Annotated in this window: 21 protein-coding genes, 1 tRNA gene, 1 other RNA gene and 1 pseudogene; 8 read left to right on the top strand and 16 right to left on the bottom strand. The window is 66.6% G+C overall.

Annotated features, from left to right (window positions below; genetic code table 11):
* Positions 1-774, bottom strand: a pseudogene (locus JO236_RS13440) (hypothetical protein); the annotation flags it as partial.
* A gap of 80 nt (positions 775-854) precedes the next feature.
* Complete coding sequence (locus JO236_RS13435) at positions 855-1,292, bottom strand: lipoprotein LpqH (protein ID WP_293330734.1); 438 nt, start codon at positions 1,290-1,292, stop codon at positions 855-857.
* A 160-nt stretch (positions 1,293-1,452) separates the two neighbouring features.
* Between JO236_RS13435 and JO236_RS13430 the strand changes: the two genes are divergently transcribed.
* Positions 1,453-1,821 (top strand): hypothetical protein, encoded by a 369-nt coding sequence (locus tag JO236_RS13430; protein WP_293330710.1) that lies wholly within the window; start codon positions 1,453-1,455, stop codon positions 1,819-1,821.
* 7 nt (positions 1,822-1,828) lie between these two features.
* Here the strand turns inward: JO236_RS13430 and JO236_RS13425 are convergent, their stop codons facing one another.
* Positions 1,829-2,677, bottom strand: a complete 849-nt coding sequence (locus tag JO236_RS13425; RefSeq protein ID WP_293330732.1) for a hypothetical protein — start codon at positions 2,675-2,677, stop codon at positions 1,829-1,831.
* An 88-nt stretch (positions 2,678-2,765) separates the two neighbouring features.
* A tRNA-Ser gene (locus JO236_RS13420) sits at positions 2,766-2,851 on the bottom strand.
* A 78-nt stretch (positions 2,852-2,929) separates the two neighbouring features.
* Between JO236_RS13420 and ffs the strand changes: the two genes are divergently transcribed.
* An RNA gene (gene ffs, locus JO236_RS13415) (signal recognition particle sRNA small type) lies at positions 2,930-3,026 on the top strand.
* Between the two features lie 40 nt (positions 3,027-3,066).
* The gene (locus JO236_RS13410; RefSeq protein ID WP_293330730.1) at positions 3,067-4,371 is read left to right on the top strand and encodes an aminotransferase class I/II-fold pyridoxal phosphate-dependent enzyme; all 1,305 of its coding nucleotides are present in this window, start codon (positions 3,067-3,069) and stop codon (positions 4,369-4,371) included.
* 56 nt (positions 4,372-4,427) lie between these two features.
* On the opposite strand, the gene JO236_RS13405 is transcribed toward JO236_RS13410, so the two are convergent.
* The 6 genes from JO236_RS13405 to JO236_RS13380 all read right to left on the bottom strand — a co-directional run bounded on the left by JO236_RS13405 (position 4,428) and on the right by JO236_RS13380 (position 11,153).
* Entirely contained in the window at positions 4,428-5,282 is an 855-nt protein-coding gene (locus JO236_RS13405) for a sterol desaturase family protein (protein ID WP_293330708.1), read from the bottom strand.
* Positions 5,283-5,570: 288 nt separating this feature from the next.
* Positions 5,571-7,094: a pyridoxal phosphate-dependent decarboxylase family protein gene (locus JO236_RS13400; protein WP_293330706.1), complete on the bottom strand. Its 1,524-nt coding sequence runs from the start codon at positions 7,092-7,094 to the stop codon at positions 5,571-5,573.
* Positions 7,091-8,023, bottom strand: a complete 933-nt coding sequence (locus JO236_RS13395; protein ID WP_293330704.1) for an EamA family transporter — start codon at positions 8,021-8,023, stop codon at positions 7,091-7,093. The genes JO236_RS13400 and JO236_RS13395 overlap by 4 nt, the downstream gene beginning before the upstream one ends.
* The gene (locus tag JO236_RS13390) at positions 8,020-9,396 is read right to left on the bottom strand and encodes a hypothetical protein (protein ID WP_293330702.1); all 1,377 of its coding nucleotides are present in this window, start codon (positions 9,394-9,396) and stop codon (positions 8,020-8,022) included. Before JO236_RS13390 ends, JO236_RS13395 begins: the two co-directional genes overlap by 4 nt.
* Positions 9,393-9,881, bottom strand: a complete 489-nt coding sequence (locus JO236_RS13385; protein WP_293330699.1) for a cobalamin-dependent protein — start codon at positions 9,879-9,881, stop codon at positions 9,393-9,395. The genes JO236_RS13390 and JO236_RS13385 overlap by 4 nt, the downstream gene beginning before the upstream one ends.
* Positions 9,882-9,935: 54 nt before the next feature.
* Positions 9,936-11,153 carry a fatty acid desaturase gene (locus JO236_RS13380; protein WP_293330696.1) on the bottom strand — a complete coding sequence of 406 codons (1,218 nt, stop codon included), beginning with the start codon at positions 11,151-11,153 and terminating at the stop codon, positions 9,936-9,938.
* Positions 11,154-11,404: 251 nt separating this feature from the next.
* Here JO236_RS13380 and JO236_RS13375 point away from each other — a divergent pair, with 251 nt between their 5' ends.
* The gene (locus JO236_RS13375; RefSeq protein ID WP_293330693.1) at positions 11,405-13,168 is read left to right on the top strand and encodes a DNA polymerase III subunits gamma/tau; all 1,764 of its coding nucleotides are present in this window, start codon (positions 11,405-11,407) and stop codon (positions 13,166-13,168) included.
* Positions 13,169-13,174: 6 nt separating this feature from the next.
* Here JO236_RS13375 and JO236_RS13370 read toward each other — a convergent pair whose 3' ends face one another.
* Both JO236_RS13370 and JO236_RS13365 read right to left on the bottom strand, forming a co-directional pair.
* Complete coding sequence (locus JO236_RS13370) at positions 13,175-14,482, bottom strand: class I SAM-dependent methyltransferase (protein WP_293330691.1); 1,308 nt, start codon at positions 14,480-14,482, stop codon at positions 13,175-13,177.
* Positions 14,479-15,867 carry an FAD-binding oxidoreductase gene (locus JO236_RS13365; RefSeq protein WP_293330689.1) on the bottom strand — a complete coding sequence of 463 codons (1,389 nt, stop codon included), beginning with the start codon at positions 15,865-15,867 and terminating at the stop codon, positions 14,479-14,481. The genes JO236_RS13370 and JO236_RS13365 overlap by 4 nt, the downstream gene beginning before the upstream one ends.
* A 67-nt stretch (positions 15,868-15,934) precedes the next feature.
* On the opposite strand from JO236_RS13365, the gene JO236_RS13360 reads away from it, so the two are divergent.
* Positions 15,935-16,384: an SRPBCC family protein gene (locus tag JO236_RS13360; RefSeq protein WP_293330687.1), complete on the top strand. Its 450-nt coding sequence runs from the start codon at positions 15,935-15,937 to the stop codon at positions 16,382-16,384.
* Here the strand turns inward: JO236_RS13360 and JO236_RS13355 are convergent.
* Positions 16,381-17,142: an Rv3717 family N-acetylmuramoyl-L-alanine amidase gene (locus JO236_RS13355; protein WP_293330685.1), complete on the bottom strand. Its 762-nt coding sequence runs from the start codon at positions 17,140-17,142 to the stop codon at positions 16,381-16,383. The genes JO236_RS13360 and JO236_RS13355 overlap by 4 nt on opposite strands.
* Positions 17,143-17,240: 98 nt before the next feature.
* Here JO236_RS13355 and JO236_RS13350 point away from each other — a divergent pair, with 98 nt between their 5' ends.
* Together JO236_RS13350 and recR are read left to right on the top strand one after the other, a co-directional pair.
* Positions 17,241-17,618: a YbaB/EbfC family nucleoid-associated protein gene (locus JO236_RS13350; protein ID WP_293330683.1), complete on the top strand. Its 378-nt coding sequence runs from the start codon at positions 17,241-17,243 to the stop codon at positions 17,616-17,618.
* A 1-nt stretch (position 17,619) separates the two neighbouring features.
* Positions 17,620-18,231, top strand: a complete 612-nt coding sequence (recR, locus tag JO236_RS13345; RefSeq protein WP_293330680.1) for a recombination mediator RecR — start codon at positions 17,620-17,622, stop codon at positions 18,229-18,231.
* Between the two features lie 63 nt (positions 18,232-18,294).
* On the opposite strand, the gene JO236_RS13340 is transcribed toward recR, so the two are convergent.
* On the bottom strand, positions 18,295-18,990 hold the full coding sequence (locus JO236_RS13340) for a type 1 glutamine amidotransferase (protein ID WP_293330728.1): 696 nt from the start codon (positions 18,988-18,990) through the stop codon (positions 18,295-18,297).
* A gap of 16 nt (positions 18,991-19,006) precedes the next feature.
* Positions 19,007-20,236, bottom strand: coding sequence for a Mur ligase family protein (locus tag JO236_RS13335; RefSeq protein ID WP_293330678.1), 1,230 nt, complete (start codon positions 20,234-20,236; stop codon positions 19,007-19,009).
* Between the two features lie 126 nt (positions 20,237-20,362).
* Between JO236_RS13335 and JO236_RS13330 the strand changes: the two genes are divergently transcribed.
* The gene (locus tag JO236_RS13330) at positions 20,363-21,352 is read left to right on the top strand and encodes a DEDDh family exonuclease (RefSeq protein ID WP_293330676.1); all 990 of its coding nucleotides are present in this window, start codon (positions 20,363-20,365) and stop codon (positions 21,350-21,352) included.
* Positions 21,353-21,398: 46 nt separating this feature from the next.
* Here JO236_RS13330 and leuA read toward each other — a convergent pair whose 3' ends face one another.
* Positions 21,399-23,327, bottom strand: a complete 1,929-nt coding sequence (gene leuA / locus JO236_RS13325) for a 2-isopropylmalate synthase (RefSeq protein WP_293330674.1) — start codon at positions 23,325-23,327, stop codon at positions 21,399-21,401.
* Between the last annotated feature and the right edge of the window lie 95 nt (positions 23,328-23,422).

Raw genomic sequence — 23,422 nt, 5'->3', positions numbered from 1 at the left:
CTCCGTTGCCCAGCGATCACCCGCCGACCAGCACGCCGCGGCCCGCTCTAGTTGTGTTCTGGCGCTGGCCAGTTCCCATCCGTTCGCCTGCGCCCTGGCTCCGGCGCGACGCAGCCAGGGCTCGGCCTCGGTCAGCCGGCCCGTCTCCACGCAGAATCTGCCGTACGCGGCGGCGCCGGTAACTCGGAGGTAGTCGGTGGCTTCGGAGACTTCCTCCGCACGGTCGATGGCGTCTATTACCGTCTGCCACAACGGGATAGACCTCACGTGCAGGTCGTCGTCGCAGAGTGCGATCGCACACCGGATTCGCGCGTGGGTGAGCAGGTACGCGTGTTCGGCGGCGAGGCCGGGCAAGGCGTCATCGTCCGGGGCGGCCAGCGTGCGCAGCCCGTTGTTGGCGCCCTCGTGATCGCCCAGTGCTGCGGCCAAGCCGATTTCCAAAAACTGTGCGCGCCGCGAATATCGGCGGACCATGCGGTCGACTTCGGTGTTGGACATCCGCACCTGGCCGGCCGCCTCGGGCATCGTCCCCGCGCGGATCGCCAAGTAGACTGCCAAACAATCTCGAATGCGTCGGATCGACTCTTGCACCCCGTCATTCGCGCCGCGCAACAGGTAGATTTCGCCCAGCTGCGCCAAGACTTCCAACAAGAAATCGTCCCGGTCGGCGTGCTCGATCTGCGGTACCAGGGACAGCAGCAGGTCCCGCGCCGCGACCTCGTCGGCGGCGAACGTCATGCGACGAGCGCGCTCCAGTTCGTCGGGGATCGGCACTGCTGCATAATAAATCCGTTGTGCCGACCGGTGCGGCGGACGCGTGAGTGAGGCACGCCCGCCGCCCGGAGACCGACAGATCAGCCGCATGTCACCTTGATGTTGAAGTCCTTGGTGATCATGCCGGCCATGGGGTTCTTCAAGTCGGCACCCTGCGCCTGACCGGTGATGGTGTAGGTCTTGCCGTCCACCGCTACGGTGGCCGAACCCACCTTTTGTCCCATGTTGTTGGCGACCGACAGGGCGTTGCCGTCGACAACAAGCGCCAGCGACTCGACGGTCGGCGTGGGCTCGTCGGTCATCACCACAGCCAGCGCCTGCTGCTGGCCACCGGTGGAACCGCTGCCGATGTCGATCTTGCCGGCCTGCTTGACACAGGTCACCGAAGCCGGGTTGAGGCCTGGCAGGTCGGTGCCACCGACCTTGACCTGGGTGCCCCCGCTGCCGGTGGCGACACTGGCCGGGCCCGCGCTGTGGCTGCCGCTCGAGCAGGCCACCAGCGCCGATGCGCAGCCCAGGGTTGCGATCGCACCCACGAGAACTCGTTTCACTGGATTTCCTTCCGTTCATGCGTCGCCCCGTTGGCGTCCGGCATGGGAGCAAGTACAGTCCGCTCAAGTTGCTACCGATCCCAATAAATGCGGGGCAGACCCCGTCAAGCGGTGAAGGAGACACCCGATGGCGAAAGTGAGATGGTTGGAAGCGCCTGAGGCCCATGATTTTCCGGCGGCCGGCGACTATCTGGACTTGCTCGCGGAGCCACACATCGTCAAACAGCTGACCGACAAGCTGCGTGCGGGAACGGTTGTGCACAAGTTTGCAAAAGACATTTTGCGGGCGGCACAACTGAGTCTGCTGCCGTCCGATAATCCGCATGTGGCCGCCGATTTGGCCAAAATCAAGAAGAAGCAGTCGCTTTCGCCGATCCTGCTGATCCGCGGCGACTATGCGACCGGTGTTCCGTTGCAGATCGCCGACGGCTACCACCGGGTCTGCGCGAGCTATTACACCGACGAGAACACCGACATCCCGGTCGTCCTCGTCTAGCCGGTCGCTATTCCTCCACCGCGACGCCGCCTCGCGGGCGCCGGCGCCGATGCGACGTCTTGCCGGTGGGGCGGCGGTTACGCAGCCCGGCCCTGGGCTCGTCGGCGACCTTGGTGGCTTCGGAGTCCTCGACTTCCTTGGCCGCTTTGGTCTCTGTGGGCGTGGGGGCTTCCTGCGTCACCGGAGCGCCTTCGGTCTCGGGCTCCGGGGCCTGGTCGGCCTCGACCGTCTCGGCCTCGCTGGTGTCGGCCTCGACCGTTTCGGCCTCGACCTCCGCAGCGTCGTCGTCGCCTTCTTCGGCCGCATCGTCGGGGGTCTCCTCGGGCTCGTCGGTCCCCTCGGTCTCGTCGGCGTCCTCGCTCTTGCGGCCCTTCCTGCGACGGATCCGCCGTTCTTTTGCTTTCTTCGGCTTGAGCGGTTTGGGCGGAGGCGGCGGCATCTCGGCGACAAACGACAGATAGAACGCGGCGAACCCGAGCAGGGCGATCGCAGCCGCGGCTCCATAGATCGCGAACAGCCACTGTCCGGCCGTATCGAGGCTGAGCCAGATCTCGCTGATCGCGGTGCCCACGATCAACACCCCGGCCAGCACGTCCGCGACGATCGACCAGGTCCTGATGGTCAGGGCCAGCTGGGGAGTGCCCAGCTCCGGCTTTCGGGTGCGCAGCAGCGTGAACACCACCGGCAGCGCGGTCAGACCGAACAGCACACCCGTCACGATCCGAAGGGTCGTCCCCAGCCCATGCGTAGTGTCGCCCATCAGCTCGGGCCAGCGCGGCAGCACGAAATAGAAGTAGAGGACGCCGGCAGCGACCGAAAACGACGCCTGCCACAGGACCGCGACCTTGCGCCCCATACGCCTCCTCATGCTGTGAGCTCGGGCCAGCCTAAGGCAACCGAGCCGCAACGTGGCTGTCCGCGCCTCGAAAGAGGGCGACCAATTGCGGAGGATGCGGGATTTGAACCCGCGAGGGCTGTTAACCCAACCCGCGTTCCAGGCGAGCGCCATAGGCCACTAGGCGAATCCTCCGCCGCCATGGTAGCGGCTGACGCCGCCCAGGGGTCCCGCGGCCACGTCCGGGCCCCCCGGCGCAGGTACTACACTCGCCGATGGACCCCGCGCGGCGTCTATCCTGTGAACTCCCCCAGGGCCGGAAGGCAGCAAGGGTCAATGGGCTCTGTCGGGTGCGCGGGGTCCCCTCTTTGACCCACTCTTGGACGGCGAAAGGCCCCCGCAAAGCTATGGTGTCGTTCGATTCGCTCAGCCCCGAGGAGCTGGCGGCCGTGCACGCGCGTAACCAGCAAAACTACGCGGAGCTGCAGGCCATGAAGCTGGCCTTGGATCTGACCCGCGGCAAACCGTCTGCCCAGCAGCTCGACCTGTCCAACCAGCTGCTGAGCCTGCCCGCAGAGAATTACCGCGACGAGGAGGGCACCGATACCCGCAACTACGGCGGCCTGCATGGACTTCCCGGGTTGCGAGCGATCTTCGGTGAGCTGCTCGGCATTCCGGTGCAGAACCTGATCGCCGGGAACAACTCCAGCCTGGAGTTGATGCACGATGTCGTCGTCTTCTCGCTGCTGCACGGAGGCGTCGACTCGCCGCGCCCCTGGATTAACGAGCCGGAGGGCGTCAAGTTCTTGTGCCCGGTCCCGGGCTACGACCGGCACTTTGCCATCACCGAGACGATGGGCATCGAGATGATCCGGGTGCCGATGCTCGACGACGGACCCGACGTCGACCTGATCGAGGAGCTGGTGGCCGTCGACCCGGCCATCAAGGGGATGTGGACGGTGCCCGTGTTCGGCAATCCCACCGGCATCACCTACTCGTGGGAAACCGTGCGCCGGCTCGTCCAAATGCGCACCGCCGCGCCCGACTTCCGTTTGTTCTGGGACAACGCGTACGCGGTGCACACACTGACCCATGACTTCGTCCGCCAGGTCGATGTCCTTGGGCTGGCCGCCAAGGCCGGCAACCCGCACCGTCCGTATGTCTTCGGGTCCACCTCGAAAATCACCTTCGCTGGGGCCGGGGTCAGTTTCTTCGGCGGGTCGCTGGGGAACATCGCCTGGTACCTGCAGTACGCGGCGAAGAAGTCGATCGGACCGGACAAGGTAAACCAGCTGCGGCACCTGCAGCTCTTCGGCGACGCCGACGGGGTGCGCCTGCACATGCTGCGCCACCAGCAGATATTGGCGCCCAAATTTGCCGCGGTGCTCGAGATTCTGGATAAGCGGCTCAGCGACTCGAAGATCGCCTCTTGGAACGAGCCCAAGGGCGGCTACTTCGTCAACCTTGACGTGCTGCCCGGCACGGCGCGCCGGACCGTCGCTCTGGCCAAAGACGCCGGCATCGCGGTCACCGAGGCGGGTGCGTCGTTCCCGTACCGCAAGGATCCGGACGACAAAAACATCCGGATCGCGCCCACCTTTCCGCCGCTGGCGGACCTGCGCAACGCGGTCGACGGGTTGGCGACCTGCGCGCTGCTGGCGGCTTCCGAGTTCTTGCTCAATCGGGGACTCGCCGCGGCGCCGACCGGGCGCTGAGGCCGGGCGCCGGCCCGCGCCCAGACCCCCTGTCCACGGGGCCCAGGACGGACCTTTCACACCAGCGCGGGCTCCGGCTCGGTTGCCCGCGCTACGCTCTCGACCTCCCGAAAGGGTCTCCCCCGTCGAAACATCGGATTCAGCGTCAGCTCGGCGGCCGAATAGTCGCCGTGGCTGTCCAGGCCGTTCGAGAAGCCCTCGGGCCGCGTCATCGTCGAGTACGTCTTGAAGAGATAGTCCCAGATCGTCAGCACGAACCCGTAGTTGGAGTCGGTGTATTCGATGTCGCGCCCGTGGTGGATGTCGTGGAACGCCGGGGTGCAGAACAGGCGGCTGATCCGGCGTTGCACCCGCTGCCCGACTTGCACGTTGACGTGTAAATACAAGACGAAGAAGAACGTCATCGTCTGCCAAATCATCACCGAACGCAGCGGGATCGCGAAGATCAACACTGCCGCCGCGGACACCCACGCCAGGATCGCATGCTCAACGAAATGCGCACGGCCGCCGGTTGTCGCGTCCAAGTGCTGATCCAGGTGGTGGACCATGTGATACATCCACAGGTACTTCGACCTGTGGAACACCAAGTGCATTGCGTACTGGCCGAAGTCCAAAATGATGAAATCGATGATCATGAACGCGATGCCGCCCATCCACGACGGGCGGTGCCAAAACGAGATGTGCGATGCGGCCAGCACGACGGGTGTGATCGCGATCGGAAGGGCCACCAGGCGGTAGATGCACCCCACGGCGATGTTCCGCCGTACCCGCTGCCACAGGGGTTCTTTCGTCGAGTCGTAGCGGAATCGCGGAATGAGCGCTTCCACGGGCAACAAGATGACCCACAATATGATCCAGGTGAGGAACTCCCAGCTTGTCGCCGCGTTGATGATGGAACCAATAAGGGGCATTGGTCGTCCTTTCCGTTGCACTGATGCTGGACCTAGCATGCGCATGCGGACTGGATGATCTCTTGCAAGATCCTTGAATTGCTTTCGCTGAATCCTTGTGCTGGAAGGGATTACGCATCAGCCGGCAGCATCGAGCGATGCACACGAAGCCATTTCGCATCGACTCCGGCGCGCCGGCATCGGAATCGTTTGGGCCGAAGAACATCGAAGAACATCGAAGAACATCGAAGCACTCGAGCCGCGGGTGCGGTATTGGGCCGTTGGTAGACGCTGAGCCGATCGGCCGTTTTACGCCGACGTGGCCGCCAGTTCGCGGGCGGCGGTTGCGATGTCCGTCAGGAGCTCGTCGATGTCGTTCGTGGTCGTTGTGGGGTTGAGGAAGACTAGTTTCAGGTGGACCTGCGGCGTGCCGTCCGGACCGGTGATTTTGGTGCGGGCGAGCAGTGCCCGGCCGTCGGTCATCAGTTTCCTGCGGATAGCCGAGTTCCACGCGTCCTCGTCCTCGACCGCGGCCGCGTCCGTGCTCCGGCAGCGGAAGATCACCGTACTGAGGATGGGCTCTGCCACCAGGGCAAGGGCGTCGGTTGCGGCGATCCGGGCCGCGGCATGCTGTGCCTGTTCGTGGCAGGCGTCCACCCAGGCGCCCATGCCTGCGCGGCCGACTGTCAGCAGCGTGGCCGCGATCTTCAAGGCGTCAGAGCGGCGGGTGGTCTGCAAAGAGGTGCTAAGCAGAGAGGTGAAGCCGGCGGCCTCGTCGTCGGACGGGTTGAGGTAGACGGCCTGTTCGTCGAGACAGTTCATGTGTCGCCGATCGCGCACGAGGAGCACGCTGGATGAAGCCGGGGTCCAGCCGAACTTGTGTAGGTCGAACGCGATCGAATCAGCTTCGGCGAGTCCGTCGAGCAGCGATGCGAGCTGCCGCGAGAACAGCGCGCCGATCCCGTACGCCGCGTCGACATGCAGCCACATCCGGTACTCGGTGGCCAGCGCCGCGAGATCGGGCAGCGGGTCGAACGAGCCGTGGTCGGTGGTGCCGGCCGTCGCGACCAGCGCTACCGGAACCTCATCGGCGGCCAGGCCGGCGAGGATCCGCCGCGCCTCTCCGGCGAGCATGCGGCCTCGCTCATCAACCGGCACGGTGAGCACGGCGTTCCGGCCGAGGCCGAGGAATGCGGCAGCGCGTGCGACGGAGAAGTGGGCGGCCGCGGAGCAGAGGATGCGGGGGCGGATTGGTCGTCCGGAGAGGCCGGCCCGGGACACCGCACCGGAGCCAGGGCCCGCATCGTCTGCCTCCTGAAGGGCATGGTCCCTGGCCAAAAGCAGCCCCATCAGGTTGGAGATGCTGCCACCGGGGGTGAGGGTTCCGGATGCGTGGGGGCCGTAGCCGACCCAGGAGGCCATCTCAGCGATGAGCTGCCGCTCCAGTTCGAGCGCGAAGGGGCCGCTCTCCCAAGCGTGCAGCGACTGGTTGAGTACGCCCGCTACTAGTTCGGCAGCGGCGGCCGCGGCGGTGGGCGCACACTGCATGCGGGCTACCGCGGACGGATGGGTGAGGTCGACCGCCCACGTCGCGTACGCCTGGAAGAGGTCGGTGACCCGCTGGGCGCTGGGTTCCTTGGTGAGGAAAGTGCCGCCGCCCAGAGCCTGCTGGACCGCGGCCTTGGCCGCCTCGGGTCCGCCGGGGGTGACGGGGCCGCCGCGTTTGACCGCGGCGTCATCGAGGGCGCCAAGGGCCGTGTCGAGGAGTTCCTTGAGCTGGTGTCGGCCCTCGGGGCTGCCTGCCAACGCTGCCTTGCTGCCTGTGTCGATCATTTGCGTAGGGTGCCTTTCGGTTCGGGTCCTTCGGTGGAGGTGGGGTTTTGCCGGGCCGGCCAGGTGTTGAGGATGACGCCGATCGACGCCGTCACGACGGCGGCGAGGCCCAGCAGCTGAGCCGGGGAGAGGATTTCGTGCAGGACCGCGAGCGCGACCAGGGCGCCGATCGCGGGTTCCAGACTCAGCAGAACCCCGAAGACCAGCGCAGACACCCGCCGCAGCGTCTCTATCTCGCAGGTGTAAGGAACGAGGGACGACAGCATCGCGACGCCGAATCCAAAGGCGAGTACGTCGGGCCGGGTGAGCGCTTGCCCGCCGTGGGCCAGTCCGGCGGGCAGCGAGCACAGGGTACCGAAGGCCATGGCGAGTGCCAGGCCACCGCCGCCGGGCAGCATCGCCCCGACCTTCGCCGAGAGGGGCACATATGCCCCCCAGAAGACCGCGCAGGCAAGGGCGATCAGTAGACCGGTCAGGCCGGCCGCCCCACCCTGCCAGCCGAGCAGCGCGATACCACTCGCCGCGATCACGACCCACAGCCGGTCCTTGGCCCGCCTTGAGGACAGCGCGGCGACGGCGAGGGGACCGGCCATGCCCAACGTCAGGGCCACACCGACCGGCATGCGTGCCATGGCCAGGTAGAAGCACAGGTTCATGCCCGCGATAGCCACGCCGAACGCGGCGACGGCGCCCGCGGTACGGCGGTCCAGGCGAAGTGAGGGCCGCCACCACAGCATCAGCACGACGGCCGCGAAGCCCAGCCGCATCAGGGTCATCGCCGCAGGGCCGGCCGTGCCGAACAGCTGCTTGGCGAACGCCGCACCCAGTTGCGTGCTCACCATTCCGGCGAGCATGAGAAGCGGCGCCGGAACGGCGTCTACTCCCGCGCGCCCGGCGGTTGTCGTGCCGGTAGCGATCTGCGCAGTCATGACTTGTCGCTGTGGTCGGCGAAGTAGTTGATGTCGCGGAGCATGGACGTGATCGCCTCGGAAGGCGCGTTGTGGTGCCCCGGACGGGTGCCAAGCAGCCGAGCGTGGCGTTGCAGCGTGGATCGACCGAACGGCAGTGCGCCAGCCTGCAGATAGCGGATGGCACCGGTCCCGTCGCGTTGGGGGGTGACTTGGGAGTGGGCGTGGATGCTTGCGCTGAATGGGATGTCGAGGGTCCCGGCGGCGAACGCTTGCGCGATCGCGGCGGCCGTGTCGCCGGCGGCCAGGATCGGCTGGACCAGCTCGTCGACCTCGCTTTCGATCCACTGCTGCTCCTCTTCGACCTGCTCTTGGTCGACTCGCACGAAGTCAAGCAGGTCGGAGGTGGCCAGACGGGTGGTACGGATGCCGGCGATGTTGGCCTCGACGTCGGGGATCCCGTAAGCCTCTTGGTTGGTCTTCGTGATGATCTTCGCGGCGCCCCCGAGGCGCCCGGTCAGGCCGCCGTAGAGGATGAGAGCGTCCGCTTTGTCACGCGCGCGCGGGAACACGCCCATGAATTGGTGAAGCACTCCGAAGACCTCGACAGTGGGCGGCAGGTATCGGCGTGCGAGACGTGGAATCGCGCGCAGTGCCGCGACATCTTGAGCTAGTGCCCCACCTTGGGGATATGCGATGGACACGCAGCGGACGCCCTCGCGGGCCGCGAGGATCGCCTCCAGCAACGTGATGGCCAGGCTGAGAGAGGGCGGCACGAGCACCGCGGTGAGTGTTCCGAAGAGCTCGCGATCGACGATCACCCCGGCCCGGGCCAGGGTTCCGCACGCCGCGTCGACCTCTCGCCAGGCCTCGAGTGAAACCGGCAGTGGAACGTCCTTGCAGTACGGCAGGTTGTAGGCGATTCCGCCGCCTTCGAACGACGTGATGCCCGAGGCGATGGCTACCGCGAAGAGGTCGCGGGCGTCGGGTGAGCCGTGACGGATCTCCAGCGGCGCCTGCACGCATGCGTTCAGTTCGCGGCCGCGTTCCCACCCGTGGCTGACCAGGGGATAGCCGTTGAGGTTGGTGGGCGACGTCTGCAGCGTTGCAGCCGCGACGTCGAAGTGCCGGAGGCGCGTGTGCGCGTCGATGGTGACCGGCAGCAGGTCCGGTGCCGCACCGGCTTCGAGTTGTTGGAGCAACGAACGCATTTCGTCGTGACCGCCGACGCCGCACCGGGGTTGCAACGCGGGGATGCCAGTGTCGGCCGCGGCACGCAGGACGGTGTGGGCACTGGCCTTGGTGGAGCCTCGGAGGTATTCGATTACCTCGGGGAGGTCGGGCAAGTCGAGTGTTTCGTCGACGGTCAGATCGAGCAATCCCTGGCGCGTCATGAGCCGACCGTAGCCAGCGTGGGTCGGGTCTGTCGTTCGCCGAGGTCTTGGGTGTTGCGTTCGCCGGCCAGGTGGTCTAGCAGGGCGCCCAGCTCGTTTGCGTCCTCAAGAATGTGGTCGACGCCAAGATCCAGCAGCCGATTGGCGGTGTCCGCACTCTTGTGGCTGCCCACCGAAAGGTTGCCGCCGACGATGATCGGGCATGCGAGTTGTCCGGCCGACCGTAGTTGCGGCAGCGCTTTGAGGTCCTCATAAGCGTGGCCATTGAGGCTGCCGATGAGGACTGCCTCTGCGTGTGGGTACGCGTGGTAGGCCTCGGCGAACTCCTCGAGTGGGGTGCAGACCCCGAGGTTGATGACGACGAAACCTTTCTGGCGCAGCATCATCGCGATGAGCTGGTTGGCGACCGCGTGCGCGTCGCTGGCTGCGACACCGAGGATGACGACGCGTGGCGCGGCATCGGTGTTGGTGGTGGTGTTGTTCATGGTGTTCTGCCTTTCGGGCGCTTGGATCGGTCGTATGTGGGGGTGGGACGGGGGTCAGTCGTCGAAGGCGGCGAACAGCTCGCGATCGCTGATGTCGGCGAGGCGGTCTGGATCGAATTCGTCGGCGTCCGCGCTCGCGAGGGAGTCGAGCACGAGGTTGATGGCGGGGATGAGGCCCCAGACTTCGCGGTACGGCGGCCACCCGGGGTGGCCAGCCTCGAGGTCACGTTGCCGGGCGAACAAGTAGCCGGCCCATTCGCGGCTCATCGGGGAGCGGTGGTGGTAGTCGTGGACGACGGTGTCGCCGGTGAGCACCAGGTAGCGGCTGGGGAAGTGGATCAGCGCCATCCGCAGCGCCCAACGCAGCCATGCGTAGGCACGGCGAACACCGGTGAGCTCGTAGCCCGGCACCGGCTCGCCGAGGAAGATCGCATTGCTCAGCCCGGCCATGTAGGCGCGGCCGCGGCGAACTTCAACGCCCTTGGCGGGAAAAGTGTGTTCCACGCATAACCGCAGCACGTTGCTGATCTGGAAGAAGAAGAACAGCGGCAATGCCCACGCGACGAGGAAGAACATCCAGCCGTGCAGCAGCGTGAGAAGCGCTGCCAGCAGGAGGTAACCCGACAGTGCCACTCGACGCTCGGCGGGTGTCGCGCCGTGCACATAGGACCGCACCCGCGCCCGGGCGAATCGCGCGTGGAACACCGGCGAGCACAGCAGGGCAATAATCTGCCGCCACATTTGCTGCCGGGTCATGCCCGGTCGCAGCCGCAGGGTAACCAGCATCGCCTGGACGGTGGGGTCATGCAGCGTCATGTGTCGCGCGGCGTGATGGTCGCTGATGTGCTCGCTGCTGTAGCGCTGAAAGCTTTGCACGACTAGGCCGGCGGCGATGATTCGCCCGACGAGGCGATCCGCACGGGCCTTACCCCACATGTTGCGGTGGGCGCACTGGTGAAAAATCAGCATGCGCAGATTCCGCATGCCGTGCAATGTGACCGCCCAGCCCAGGACCAGCAGCAGCAGATTCGGGCCGGACCACGCGACCGCGCTGAAAATGAGCCCGATTGCGAGCGATCCCAGAGCTGTTGCCAAATGGAAGGTGGGAGTGAGCTTGGGGCCGTGCTGACCGGTGTGGGCCTTGCCGGTCAGATATGTCAACGGCAGCTGAAGCAAAGCCGGCAAACGCCGCATCGTTTCACGGACATCGACCGGTGTTTCGTCGTGCTGGACGGTCTGCTCGGGCGCTAACGCGAGTGCTAGTTCTTGCATCGTTCGATTTCCTTGGCTGGGGGCGGTGGTGCTGAATGACAGCCCCCACGTTGCGCAAGGCGCCTCTTGGGATCCTTGGAAAATCCTTGAGCGGCCAGGCGACCGATGCGTTGCCGCTGACGCCACTTCATCGCGTTGACTCTGCGGCTAGGGCGACAAAGTGCGAGTGGGCCCCACCGTGGGCGCAGAGTCAACGCATCGGAGGGCTGCGCTGCTGCCCGCGTCAGCCCGCGTCGGTAGCCTGGCTGACCGTGGCCCTCTACCGCAAATACCGACCGGCAACCTTCGCCGAGGTGGTGGGGCAGGAGCACGTCACTGAGCCGCTGTCCGTCGCCCTACAAGCGGGCCGGATTAACCACGCCTACCTGTTCTCCGGGCCGCGTGGCTGCGGAAAGACATCGTCGGCGCGCATCCTGGCGCGGTCGTTGAATTGTGCCCAGGGGCCCACGGCCAACCCGTGCGGGGTGTGCGAATCGTGCCAAGCGCTGGCGCCGAACGCGCCCGGCAGCATCGACGTCGTCGAACTCGACGCCGCCAGCCACGGTGGCGTGGACGACACCCGTGAGCTGCGGGACCGCGCGTTCTACGCGCCGGCGCAGTCGCGCTACCGGGTGTTCATCGTCGACGAGGCACACATGGTCACCACCGCGGGATTCAACGCGCTGCTCAAGATCGTGGAGGAACCACCCGAACACCTCATCTTCATCTTCGCGACCACCGAGCCGGAAAAAGTGCTCCCGACCATCCGATCGCGCACCCATCACTACCCGTTCCGGCTGTTGACACCCCGTACCATGCGCGCACTGATCGGGCGGATCTGCGAGCAGGAGGGCGTGGTGGTCGACGATGCGGTCTATCCGCTGGTGATTCGTGCCGGTGGGGGGTCGCCGCGCGACACACTCTCGGTGCTCGACCAGCTGGTGGCCGGTTCTGAGGGCGGTCGGGTGAGCTATCAACGGGCGCTGGGGCTCCTGGGTGCCACCGATGTCGCACTCATCGATCATGCCGTCGACGCCCTCGCGGCCGCGGATGCCACGGCGCTGTTCGGTGCTATCGAATCGGTGATCGACGCGGGCCACGACCCTCGTCGGTTCGCCACCGATCTGTTGGAGCGATTCCGCGATCTCATTGTGCTGCAAGCGGTTCCCGACGCCGCATCGCGCGGCGTGGTGGATGCGCCGGAGGACGTGCTGGACCGGATGCGGGAGCAGGCGGCCCGAATCGGTCCGGCGACGCTGACGCGATACGCCGAGGTAGTCCAGGCCGGGCTGGGCGAGATGCGCGGTGCGACGGCGCCGCGCCTGCTGCTCGAAGTCGTCTGCGCGCGACTACTGCTGCCGTCGGCCAGTGACGCGGAGTCCGCGCTGCTGCAACGCGTCGAACGGATCGAGACCAGGCTGGACATGTCGATACCGGGGGCGCCGGCCTCAGCGGCCACGCCGTCGGCTGCGCCAACCCCGCCGCCTCGCAAGGCAGTGGCCGCCGAGCCGAAATCCACGCCCACGCCTGCACCACCGCCGCCACCGGCGGAATCCCCTACTGCCCCTGGCGAACTCGACTCCGCCGCGGTGCGGACCATGTGGCCCACGGTCCGCGACAAGGTGCGTCAGCGCAGCCGCACCACCGAAGTGATGTTGGCCGGCGCCACCGTGCGAGCGGTCGAGGACAACACTCTGGTGCTGACCCATGATTCGGCGCCGCTAGCCAAGCGGCTGTCCGAACAGCGCAACGCCGACGTCATCGCCGACGCGCTCAAAGATGCGCTAGGGGTTGATTGGCGGGTGCGGTGCGAGGTTGGGGGCTCTGCCGCGGCCGAGGTGAAGCCGTTGCATCCTAAAGTCGAACAGCCCGCTCCCGCAATCGAATCGGTGGAATCCACCCGGCGAGACGAAGAGGAGAGCATGCTTGCCGAAGCCGGCCGCGACGACGAGTCGACCCCGCGTCGGGATCCGGAAGAGGTGGCGCTGGAGTTGCTGCAGAACGAGCTGGGGGCGCGCCGGATAGATGACGGGTAGCCCGGTTTAAGGCGTCCACCAAGGCCGCAGTGGCAGCTTGTCATCGCCCCACGCGTCGACGTTGGCCGCCAAGACGTGGTGCAGCTGAAGGTTGTTCTGCTCGAAGGCTACTCGTGAGGCGGCCATATACAGGCCCCACACCTTGGCGATGGGCAGACTCACCTCCGCGACCGCCTGATCCCAGTGCGCAACGAGGTTGCGGCCCCAGTCGCGCAACGTCATCGCATAGTGGTGGCGCAGGTTCTCCTCGTGCAGCACCTCCAGGCCGACCTCCTGGATTTCAGTGATGATGCGTCCCGAACCGGTGAGCTCGCCGTCTGGGAAGACGTATCGGTCGGTGAAGCCGCCCGCGAACGACGTCGACTTGTTGTCGTGGCGGGTGATGCAGTGGTTGAGCAGTAGGCCACCGGTGCGCAACTTCGACTTGAGGAAGCCGAAATAGAACGGGTAGTTTTTGACGCCGATGTGCTCGGTCAGTCCGATCGACGAAATCGCGTCGAACCCCGTCTCGGCCACGTCGCGGTAATCGGAGTGCCTCACTTCGGCAAGGTCCGCCAGTCCTTCCTCCGCGATCGCTTGTTGCGCCCACTTCGCCTGTTCGGCGGAGAGCGTTGCGCCGATGACCCGAACGCCGTGGCGGGCGGCGTACCGCACCATCCCGCCCCAGCCGCAACCGACGTCCAGTAGCCGGTCGCCGGGTTGTAGCCGCAGCTTCTCGAAAATCAGCCGGTACTTGTTTTCCTGGGCCTCTTCCAGGGCTGCGTCGGCGTTCGGATAAACCGCGCAGGTGTAGGTCATCGACGGCCCGAGCACCCATTCGTAGAAGGAGTTGGACACGTCGTAGTGATGGTGGATAGCTTCGGCGTCGCGAGTCTTGCTGTGCAGCAGGCCATCAACGGCCCGGCGCCACCGCGGGGGAGTTTCCTGCGGTGGCGGCGCGATGGGCAACAGATGCTCGACGCCGATCGAACGGACGACGTTGGCCAGCACCCGCGCCGACGGCCGCTTGAACTTGACCTTGTTGGTCAGCGTCTTGAGCAGCTCGTAGGGATCACCGGGATGGACGCCGTGGGTCTGCAGGTCACCCGCCACGTATGCACGGGCAATTCCGAGCTCACCGGGGGCCGTGGCCAGGTAGGTGGCACCACGCGGGCTGCACAACTCCAGGCCGAGTTCGGCGTCGCGGTAGCCGGCGGTGCTGCCGTCGTACGCGGTGAACTTCAGCGGCTGTCGGGTGCCGGCGGTAAAGATCTCCAAAATCTCGGCCATGCTGAGCTTGCCCGAGATGCGGTCCGGTTCCCTAACGGTTGTCATCGTCGCTGCACCGCCTTTGCATACAGGTCGAGGAGACGTGAATCGGGATCGTAGGTCTTCTTTACCGTGTTGTAGGACTCCCCGCCATAGAGCTCGTCAAACTCCTCTCGGGTGTAGAAGGAGTCGGAATACAGCGACTTGTGCCCGTCGAGCTCGCCGACCTTGGCCTCGATCGCACGGTTCGTCTCGCCCGCGGTGCCACCGGCCGGCACCGATGACCAGAATCCGATGTTGACATAGTTGCGGTCGGCCCGCAGCGGATACAGGGGCCAGCCGTCATTGTCCCGTAACCGCAACGGGCACAACCAAATCGGCGTGATCGGGACGTTGTTCAGGAACCATTCCAGGAAATCGGGGGTTCGTTCGATCGGCACCTCGACGTCCTGCACCACCCGCTCGCGCGGACGTCCCCCCGAAGCAGATCTGCGCGCCTCGATCCGATCGGCGATACCGAAGCGCTGGTCTATGGCCACCAGCTTCCCGTAGGTGCTGCTGCGCCGATACCGGCGCGGCCACCAGCGCCGCACCCGCGGGTTTTGTGCGCCAAACGCGCGCGAGCACCAGAACCAGTCGGTGTCCCAGCGCCATAGATAGTCGTGGATGGTCAGGCGGTCTTCTTTGATCGCGGTTTCATGCTGGATCGACCGGTAGTAGATGTCTTTCCCGGTGTAGTCGCTGACCGGGCCGGGGGTGGTGGTTCGCTTGCCGACACACAGGTAGCTTTCGTCGGCGCCGAACACCACGCCGTCCAGGTAGTCCACCGGTACGCCGTCTCGACCACCGGTTTCGATGATCCGTTCCGCTGCCGCGACCATGTCGGTCAACGATTGAAACCGGATGTGCCGCAAGGCCACAAACGGCTCAACCGGCTCGAGCTCGATTCGCAGCCGTGTCGAATAACCCAGCGTCCCATAGGAATTAGGGAAGGCGCGAAACAGGTCGACATGCTGGTTGCGGGATACGGTGAGCAATTCGCCAGCGCCGGTGAGGATATCCATCTCGAGCACCGATTCGTGCGGCAGGCCGTTGCGAAACGATGCCGACTCGATACCGAGGCCGGTGACCGCGCCACCGAGGGTGATCGTTTTCAATTGCGGGACCACCAGTGGCGAAAGTCCGTAGCGCAAGGTCGCGGCCACCAGGTCTTCGTAGGTGCACATGCCGGCGACATCCGCGGTGCGGGCGTCCGGATCGACATTGATGACGTCAGTCAGTCCCGACGTATCCAGGCCGGGCGCATCGCGTTTGGCGCGGGCGCGGAACAGATTTGAGGTGGGTTTGGCGAGACGGACCGACGCCGTTGCGGGGATGGACCGGTAGCTGGCCAACAACCGCTCGACGCCCGCGTTGTGGGCGGACAGTGCGGAAGCTTGGGCAGGCACCACATATACCCTAGTCCCGGATAACGATCCCTGCAGCGTCGCTGCATCGACAACGGAGGAGTTGTGCCTGATGGGACAGGTGAGCGCAGCCAGCACAATCCTGATCAACGTTGATCCCGCGACCACACTCACCACGGTCGCGGATTACCAGAATGTCCGGCCGAAAATCCTGTCCCCGCAGTACAGCGAGTACCAGGTGCTGCAGGGCGGCCAGGGAGCGGGCACGGTCGCCAAATGGCGCCTGCAGGCCACCAAATCGCGGGTTCGCGAGGTGCACGTCGACGTCGACGTCGCCGGCCACACCGTCATCGAAAAGGACGCGAACTCGTCGATGGTGACCAGGTGGACGGTGGCACCCGCGGGGCCGGGCTGCACCGTCACCGTCGACACCACCTGGACGGGCGCGGGGGGCGTCAAGGGATTCTTCGAAAAGACCTTTGCGCCATTGGGGTTGAAGAAGATTCAGAACGAGGTGCTGGCCAACCTGAAGAGCCAGGTCGAGTCGGGCAATCAGGTCTAGCGCGCCTGGCCCTGGGTTGCCAGGAAGCCCGCGATGCCGCGGACTACCGCCTCGGCGTACTTCTGTCTGCCTTCGGGCGATTCCATCAGCGCCGAATCGGCGGGGTTCTTCATGTTGCCCAGCTCGACGAGGACCGACGGATACTGCGCCAGGTTCAGACCGGCCAGGTCGGAGCGGCCATACAGGCCGTTCTGACCGATGTAGTTGGAGGGCGGGATGCCCGAGCTCTGCAGCTGGTCACGCATGATCTGGGCGTACTGCACCGAGGGCCCGGCCTGCGCCGCGTTGAGCGGAGGGGCCGAGTAGTTGACATGGAATCCGCGCCCGGATGCGGGCCCACCGTCGCCGTGCAGGCTGATGATGGCGTTGGGGTGCAGCGCGTTGGCCATCTCGGCGCGCTGATCGACACATGGCCCCACCGTGTTGTCGTTGTTCCGCGACATCGCGGTCCGGACCCCGAGCGCGCTCAACGCGGCACGGACCCGAAGTGCGGTGTCCCAAGTGAAGGTGTGCTCCTGGTAGCCGCTGTTCGTCGACGTCCCGCTGGCCTGACAGTCCTTGGTGCCGCCGCGACCGGTGGGCACCTGACGCGTGATCGAGGCGTCGTTCGCGCCGTTGTGGCCGGGGTCGATGAACACCACCATGCCGGCGATGTTGGAAGGTACCGCGGTTGCGGTCGGCAGCACCGGAGCCGCGGCCACGACGACCATTCCGACCATCATCGCGATCCCGACACGGAGGCTGACTCGTACGTCCACGGCGCCAAGGTAACGCCGCGCGGTCTACGCTGAATGTTTCGAATCGCCCGACATCCACAGGCGAAACCAAGTCGAGACCGAGATGCGAGGGGATTGTCATGCAACCCGGAGGCGATATGTCGGCGCTGCTCCAGCAGGCGCAGCAGATGCAGCAGAAGCTGTTGGAAGCCCAGCATCAGCTGGCCACCGCCGAGGTGCACGGCCAGGCCGGCGGCGGCCTGGTCAAAGTCGTCGTCAAGGGCAGCGGCGAAGTGGTCGCGGTGAACATCGACCCCAAGGTCATCGACCCCGATGACATCGAGACTCTGCAGGACTTGATCGTCGGCGCACTGGCCGACGCGTCCAAGCAGGTCACCAAGATGGCACAGGAGCGGCTGGGCTCGCTGGCCAGCGGAATGAGTGCCCCCCCTGCCGCTCAGGCCGCGCCGGCCCCGCCCACCCCGCCGGCTCCTCCTACACAGTTCCCCGGGCCCTGACTTGTTTGAGGGGCCCGTCCAGGATCTCATCGACGAGCTCGGCAAGCTGCCGGGTATCGGACCCAAGAGCGCGCAACGCATCGCCTTTTACCTGCTGTCCGTGGAGCCGCCGGACATCGACCGGCTGACGGCCGTGCTGGCCAAGGTCCGCGACGGAGTGCGGTTCTGCGCGGTGTGCGGAAACGTTTCCGACCACGACCGGTGTCGCATCTGCGCTGATCCCCGCCGGGACGGGTCGCAGGTGTGCGTCGTCGAAGAGCCAAAGGACGTCCAGGCCGTGGAGCGCACCCGCGAATTCCGCGGCCGCTACCACGTATTGGGCGGCGCGCTTGATCCGCTTTCCGGGGTGGGTCCCGATCAGCTGCGGATTCGCGAGCTGCTGAGCCGCATCGGTGAGCGGGTCGACGACGTCGACATCACCGAGGTAATCATCGCCACCGACCCCAATACCGAGGGCGAAGCGACCGCCACGTACTTGGTGCGGATGCTGCGCGATATTCCCGGCCTGACCGTGACACGCATTGCGTCCGGCCTACCGATGGGCGGCGACCTGGAGTTCGCCGACGAGCTGACACTCGGCCGCGCGCTCACCGGCCGCCGCGCCATGGTCTGAAGGGTCCGTTTTTGCGGGTGGCGTGCGCTGCGTTTGGGTTATCGCGAAAGTGCTGGGCGCGCCTTAGCGTGCCGACAGTCGCTCGCCGCGCAGCAACTCCACCTCGGACAGCTCCAGCGGCAGCAACGGACCCACCACCTTGGCAAGCAGCAGGTCGGCAAGCTCGGGATTGCGGGCCAGACATGGTCCGTGCATGTAGGTCGCGACCACGTTGCCCTGCACGGCGCCGTCGATGCCGTCGCCGGCCCGGTTGCCCGCGCCCTTGACCACCGCGCCCAGCGGTGACGCATCCGGACCCAAGACGGTGCCGCCGCGGTGGTTTTCGAAACCGGTCAGGCGCTGGGTCAGGCCGGCCAGCAACGGCTTGGCCACCAGTTCGCCGATGGTGCGCGCATCCTGCGGTGAGGTGGTCAAATCCAGCAGGCCCACGCCGTCGACCCGTTCCCCCGCCGACGTCTCGTACCAATGGCCGAGCACCTGGACGGCCGCACAGATCGCCAGCACCGGCGCACCCCGGCCGGCCGCGCGCTGCAGTCCCGGGTGCCGCAACAGGTGGCGGGTGGCCAAGCGCTGCGCGTAGTCCTCCGCGCCGCCCAGCGTGTACAGGTCCAGCGACTCCGGAACCGGGTCGGCCAGCGTGATCTCGACGATCTCGGCCGCGACGCCCCGCAGCAGCAATCGTTGGCGCAGCACCACGGCGTTACCGCCGTCGCCGTAGGTGCCCATCACGTCGGGCAGCACCAGCCCGATCCGCAACACGGAGTCAGCCGCTCGATTAACCATGGCGCCCGAGCTTCCGCTGCAGCTGCAGGAACGCGGTGTAATTGGCGACGACCTCCACTCGCCCGGGCGGACACGACGCGATGGCCGCCAGGGTGTCGTGCATCAGCGTGTGTTGCACGCCCGCGTATCCCAGTCGCACCGCCAGGTCGGTGCCGCGCTCGCCGGCGGCGACCACTGCCGTTTCCTCGAAGTGCTCGAACCGCACGTCCCACAACCAGGACAGGTCTTCCCCGTCGGGCACCTGCCCGTTAACGGAGATGACCACCCCGGCGGCATGCTTATCCACCATCGACAGCGCCTCCTGCCAGCCGGCCGGGTTCTTGGCCAGCAGGATCCTCGCCTCGTGCTGGCCCAGCCGCACCGTCCGGTAGCGACCGGCGACCTCGTCGACTCGGGAGACAGCGGCGACCGCCTCACCCGGATCGACGCCCAGCGCGACGGCTGCCGCGATGGCCTGTGCGGCGTTGCCGCGATTGACCGAGCCGGGCAGCGCCAGCTGCATCGGGAGGGCTAGCCCGTCGGGACCGTAGAGCGTGTCGGCGTCGAACCACCACTGCGGGCTGGGGCGCTTGAAGTCGGCGCCCGTGGAATACCAATGGCCCTGCTCACGAACAATCACCTCGCCGCTGCGTGGGCAGCTGACCGAGTCGTTGGCCCACGAGCCGCCCGCGGCCACCCACACCACGTTCGGGCAGTCGTAGGCCGCCGAGGTCATCAGCACGTCGTCGCAGTTCGCCACGACGACCGCCGTCGGGTGCCGAGCCAGGCCGGTCCGCAGGGTCCGTTCGATCAGGTTGATCTCGCCGACGCGGTCCAGTTGGTCGCGGGACAGGTTGAGCAGCACAACGGCACCCGGGTCGACGGCATCTGCAACGTGCGGCACGTGCATCTCGTCGACCTCCAGCGCTGCCAATCCGGCCTGGCGGTTAGCCGCCAGCGCGGCCACTAGCCCCGCATCCATGTTGGCGCCCTCGGCGTTGGTGGCCACCGGGCCCAGCGTCCGCAAGGCGGCCGCGGTCATCCGGGTGGTGGTCGATTTGCCGTTGGTCCCCGTGACGACGACGGTGCGCCTGTTCTCCCCGAGTTGACGCAACACGGAGGGGTCCAGCGTCATCGCCACCAAACCGCCGATCATGGCACCGGCCCCGCGTCCGGTCATCCGAGACGCCCAGCGCGCGCCGGCTCCCGCGGCCAGTGCCAGACGCGCCCGGGTGGTTACCACCCGCGCAGTTTAAAGGCGATCGCAAGCGCGGCGCCGGGCGCCGAGTGCTGCGGGCCAACACAACCCAGTGCCGACACGACGGCGCAGCACCGCAGTGATGTCGGTCGGACGTGCCATCCTCAAGCCATGAGCCACATCTGGGGACGGCCGGTTAGCCGCCCGGACGCGGGCTGGGCCGTCATCGACGTCGAGACCTCGGGCTTCCGTCCCGGTCAGGCCCGGATCATCAGCATCGCCGCGCTCGGTCTCGACGCCGACGGCCGAGTAGAGCGGTCAGTGGTCAGCCTGCTCAATCCCGGGGTGGACCCCGGACCCACGCATGTGCATGGCTTGACCGCGGCCATGCTGGAAGATCAGCCGCAATTCGCCGACATCGTCAGCGACGTGAGCGAGGTGCTGCGCGGCCGCACGTTGGTGGCCCACAACGTCGCGTTCGACTACGCGTTCCTGGCCGCTGAAGCCGAGATGGCCGAAGCCGAACTGCCCGTGGATGCCGTCATGTGCACGGTAGAGCTGGCCCGGCGGCTGGACCTGGGCCTGGACAACCTGCGGTTGGAGACACTGGCCGCCCATTGGGGCGTGACGCAGGAACGGCCACACGATGCGTTCGACGACGCCATGGTGTTGACCCTGGTGCTGGAATCGGCCTTACAACGAGCGCGCGAACGCGACGTCTGGTTGCCGGTGCACCCGGTGACGCGGCGCCGCTGGCCCAACGGGCGGGTGACGCACGACGCGCTGCGCCCGCTGAAGGCGCTGGCATCCCGAATGCCATGCCCGTACCACAACCCGGGCCGGTACGTTCGGGGCCGGCCGCTGGTCCAGGGCATGAGGGTGGCGTTGGCCGCCGAGGTGGTCCGCACCCACGAGGAACTCGTCGAGCGGATCCTGCACGCCGGGCTGGCCTACAGCGACGACGTCGACCGCGAGACGTCGCTGGTGGTCTGCAATGATGCAGCCCCCGGGCAGGGCAAGGGTTATCACGCCCTGCAGCTGGGCGTGCCGGTGGTGTCCGACGCGCACTTCATGGGCAGCGTCGGCTCCGTGATCGGCGGCACCAGCATGGAGGAGTTTGCCGACACCGCCGCGGTCGACGAGCAGTTCGCCCTGTTCTGAGCGGCAGCCGGGTCCAGGCTCCTTCGCGCGTCCGCCACGTCGGCTGTCACTCAGCGCGGGACGCTCGGTTCACCGCGGATACCACGGCCCGCAGCGACGCGGTGGTGATCGAGGGCGCGATCCCCACACCCCAGACCGTTCGGCTGACCACAGAATGCGCCGAGCTCGCGATCGACACCGAATCTGATGGGTGCCGACCCGCTTCGCCCGGCTGCGCCGCGCTCGCGATCGACACCGGGTGCGCCGCGCTCGCGATCGACACCGAAGCCTCGACGTAGGCCGCCGCCTGGGCGTCGTCGCCTGCGCTCATCGCATGCTCGGAGTAATCCAAGACGGCCACGTCGAATCCGACACCGCCCAGCGCGTCGACGAACGCGGCCAGCGGACCGTTGCCGGAACCACTGATCTCGGTCTCCACGCCGTTGATTTTCACGGTCGCGGTAATGCTGGTCGTGCCGGTGTCTTCCTCGTCGGCATCCACCCGCTGCTTCACCCGCTCCAGCGGCAGGATCGGCGCGAGGTACTCCTCAGAGAACGCGTCCCACATCTCCTTCGGAGTGACCTCGCCGCCTTCTCCCGCAGTGCCCTCTGCGATCTTTTGGATCACGCCGGAGAACTCGATCTGCAGCCGTCGCGGCAGGGCCAGGCCGTGATCGGCCTTCATGATGTAGGCCACCCCCCCCTTGCCGGACTGCGAGTTGACCCGGATCACCGCCTCATAGGTCCGCCCGACGTCCTTGGGGTCGATCGGCAGATACGGCACCTGCCACAGCATGTCGTCCATATCGACGTCCGCGGCATCTGCATCCAGCTTCATCGCGTCCAGGCCCTTGTTAATGGCGTCCTGGTGGCTGCCGGAGAACGCGGTGTAGACCAGGTCGCCGCCGTAGGGGTGACGTTCGTGCACCGGCAGCTGGTTGCAGTACTCGACGGTGCGGCGGATCTCGTCGATGTTGGAGAAGTCGATCTGCGGGTCCACGCCACGGGAGAACAGGTTCAGTCCCAGCGTCACCAGGCACACGTTGCCCGTGCGCTCGCCGTTGCCGAACAGGCAGCCCTCGATCCGGTCGGCGCCGGCCTGGTAGCCCAATTCGGCTGCGGCGACGGCGGTTCCGCGGTCGTTGTGCGGATGCAGGCTCAGGATGACGGATTCCCGGTTGGCCAGATTGCGGCTCATCCACTCGATCGAGTCCGCGTAGACGTTCGGTGTGGCCATCTCCACCGTCGCGGGCAGGTTGAAGATGATCGGGTTGTCCGGTGTCGGCGCGATGATCTCGCAGACGGCATCGCACACCTGCTTGGCGTATTCGAGTTCGGTGCCGGTGTAGGACTCCGGCGAGTACTCGAAGCGCCACTGCGTGCCCGGGTATTTGGCGGCCTCCTCGACGCACTTGTGGGCGCCGTCGGTGGCGATGGCCTGCACCGCGGCCCGGTCGGCGCGAAAAACCACGCGCCGCTGCAGGATTGACGTCGAGTTGTAGAAGTGCACGATGACCCGCGCGGCGCCCTCGCACGCCTCGAATGTGCGCTCGATCAATTCCGGTCGGCACTGGGTCAGCACCTGGATGGTGACGTCGTCGGGAATGGCGCCGTCGGTGATGATCTCGCGAACGAAGTCGAAGTCGGTCTGGCTGGCCGACGGGAAGCCGACCTCGATCTCCTTGTAGCCCATGCGAACCAGGAGGTCGAACATGCGGCGTTTGCGGGCCGGGCTCATCGGGTCGATCAGCGCCTGGTTGCCGTCGCGCAGGTCTACCGCGCACCACAGCGGCGCGGTGGTGATCACGCGGTCTGGCCAGGTGCGGTCGGCCACCCGAATGGGCTCGACTTCGTCGGCGAAGGGGCGGTACCGCCCGACCGGCATGGACGTGCCGCGCTGGGGATTCCAGCCGGGTTGGCCGGGTTCGGTTGGGCCGGCGGGCGTGACGATGGTGCGTGCTGAGCTGTAAGCGTCAGGTGAATCAGAAATAGTCACGGTTTTTGCTCCGGGGATGTGAGAAGGAACATCAGACCGGCGCGTCGCGAACACCCGCGACGGGTAGCCGGTCTGGATCAGACCCCGTCGCGGCG

The sequence above is a fragment of the Mycobacterium sp. genome (genome assembly GCF_019247635.1).
Taxonomy (GTDB): Bacteria; Actinomycetota; Actinomycetes; order Mycobacteriales; family Mycobacteriaceae; genus Mycobacterium.
Note: the sequence above shows the minus strand (reverse complement) of the source record. Positions and strands in the feature narration are given on the sequence as shown.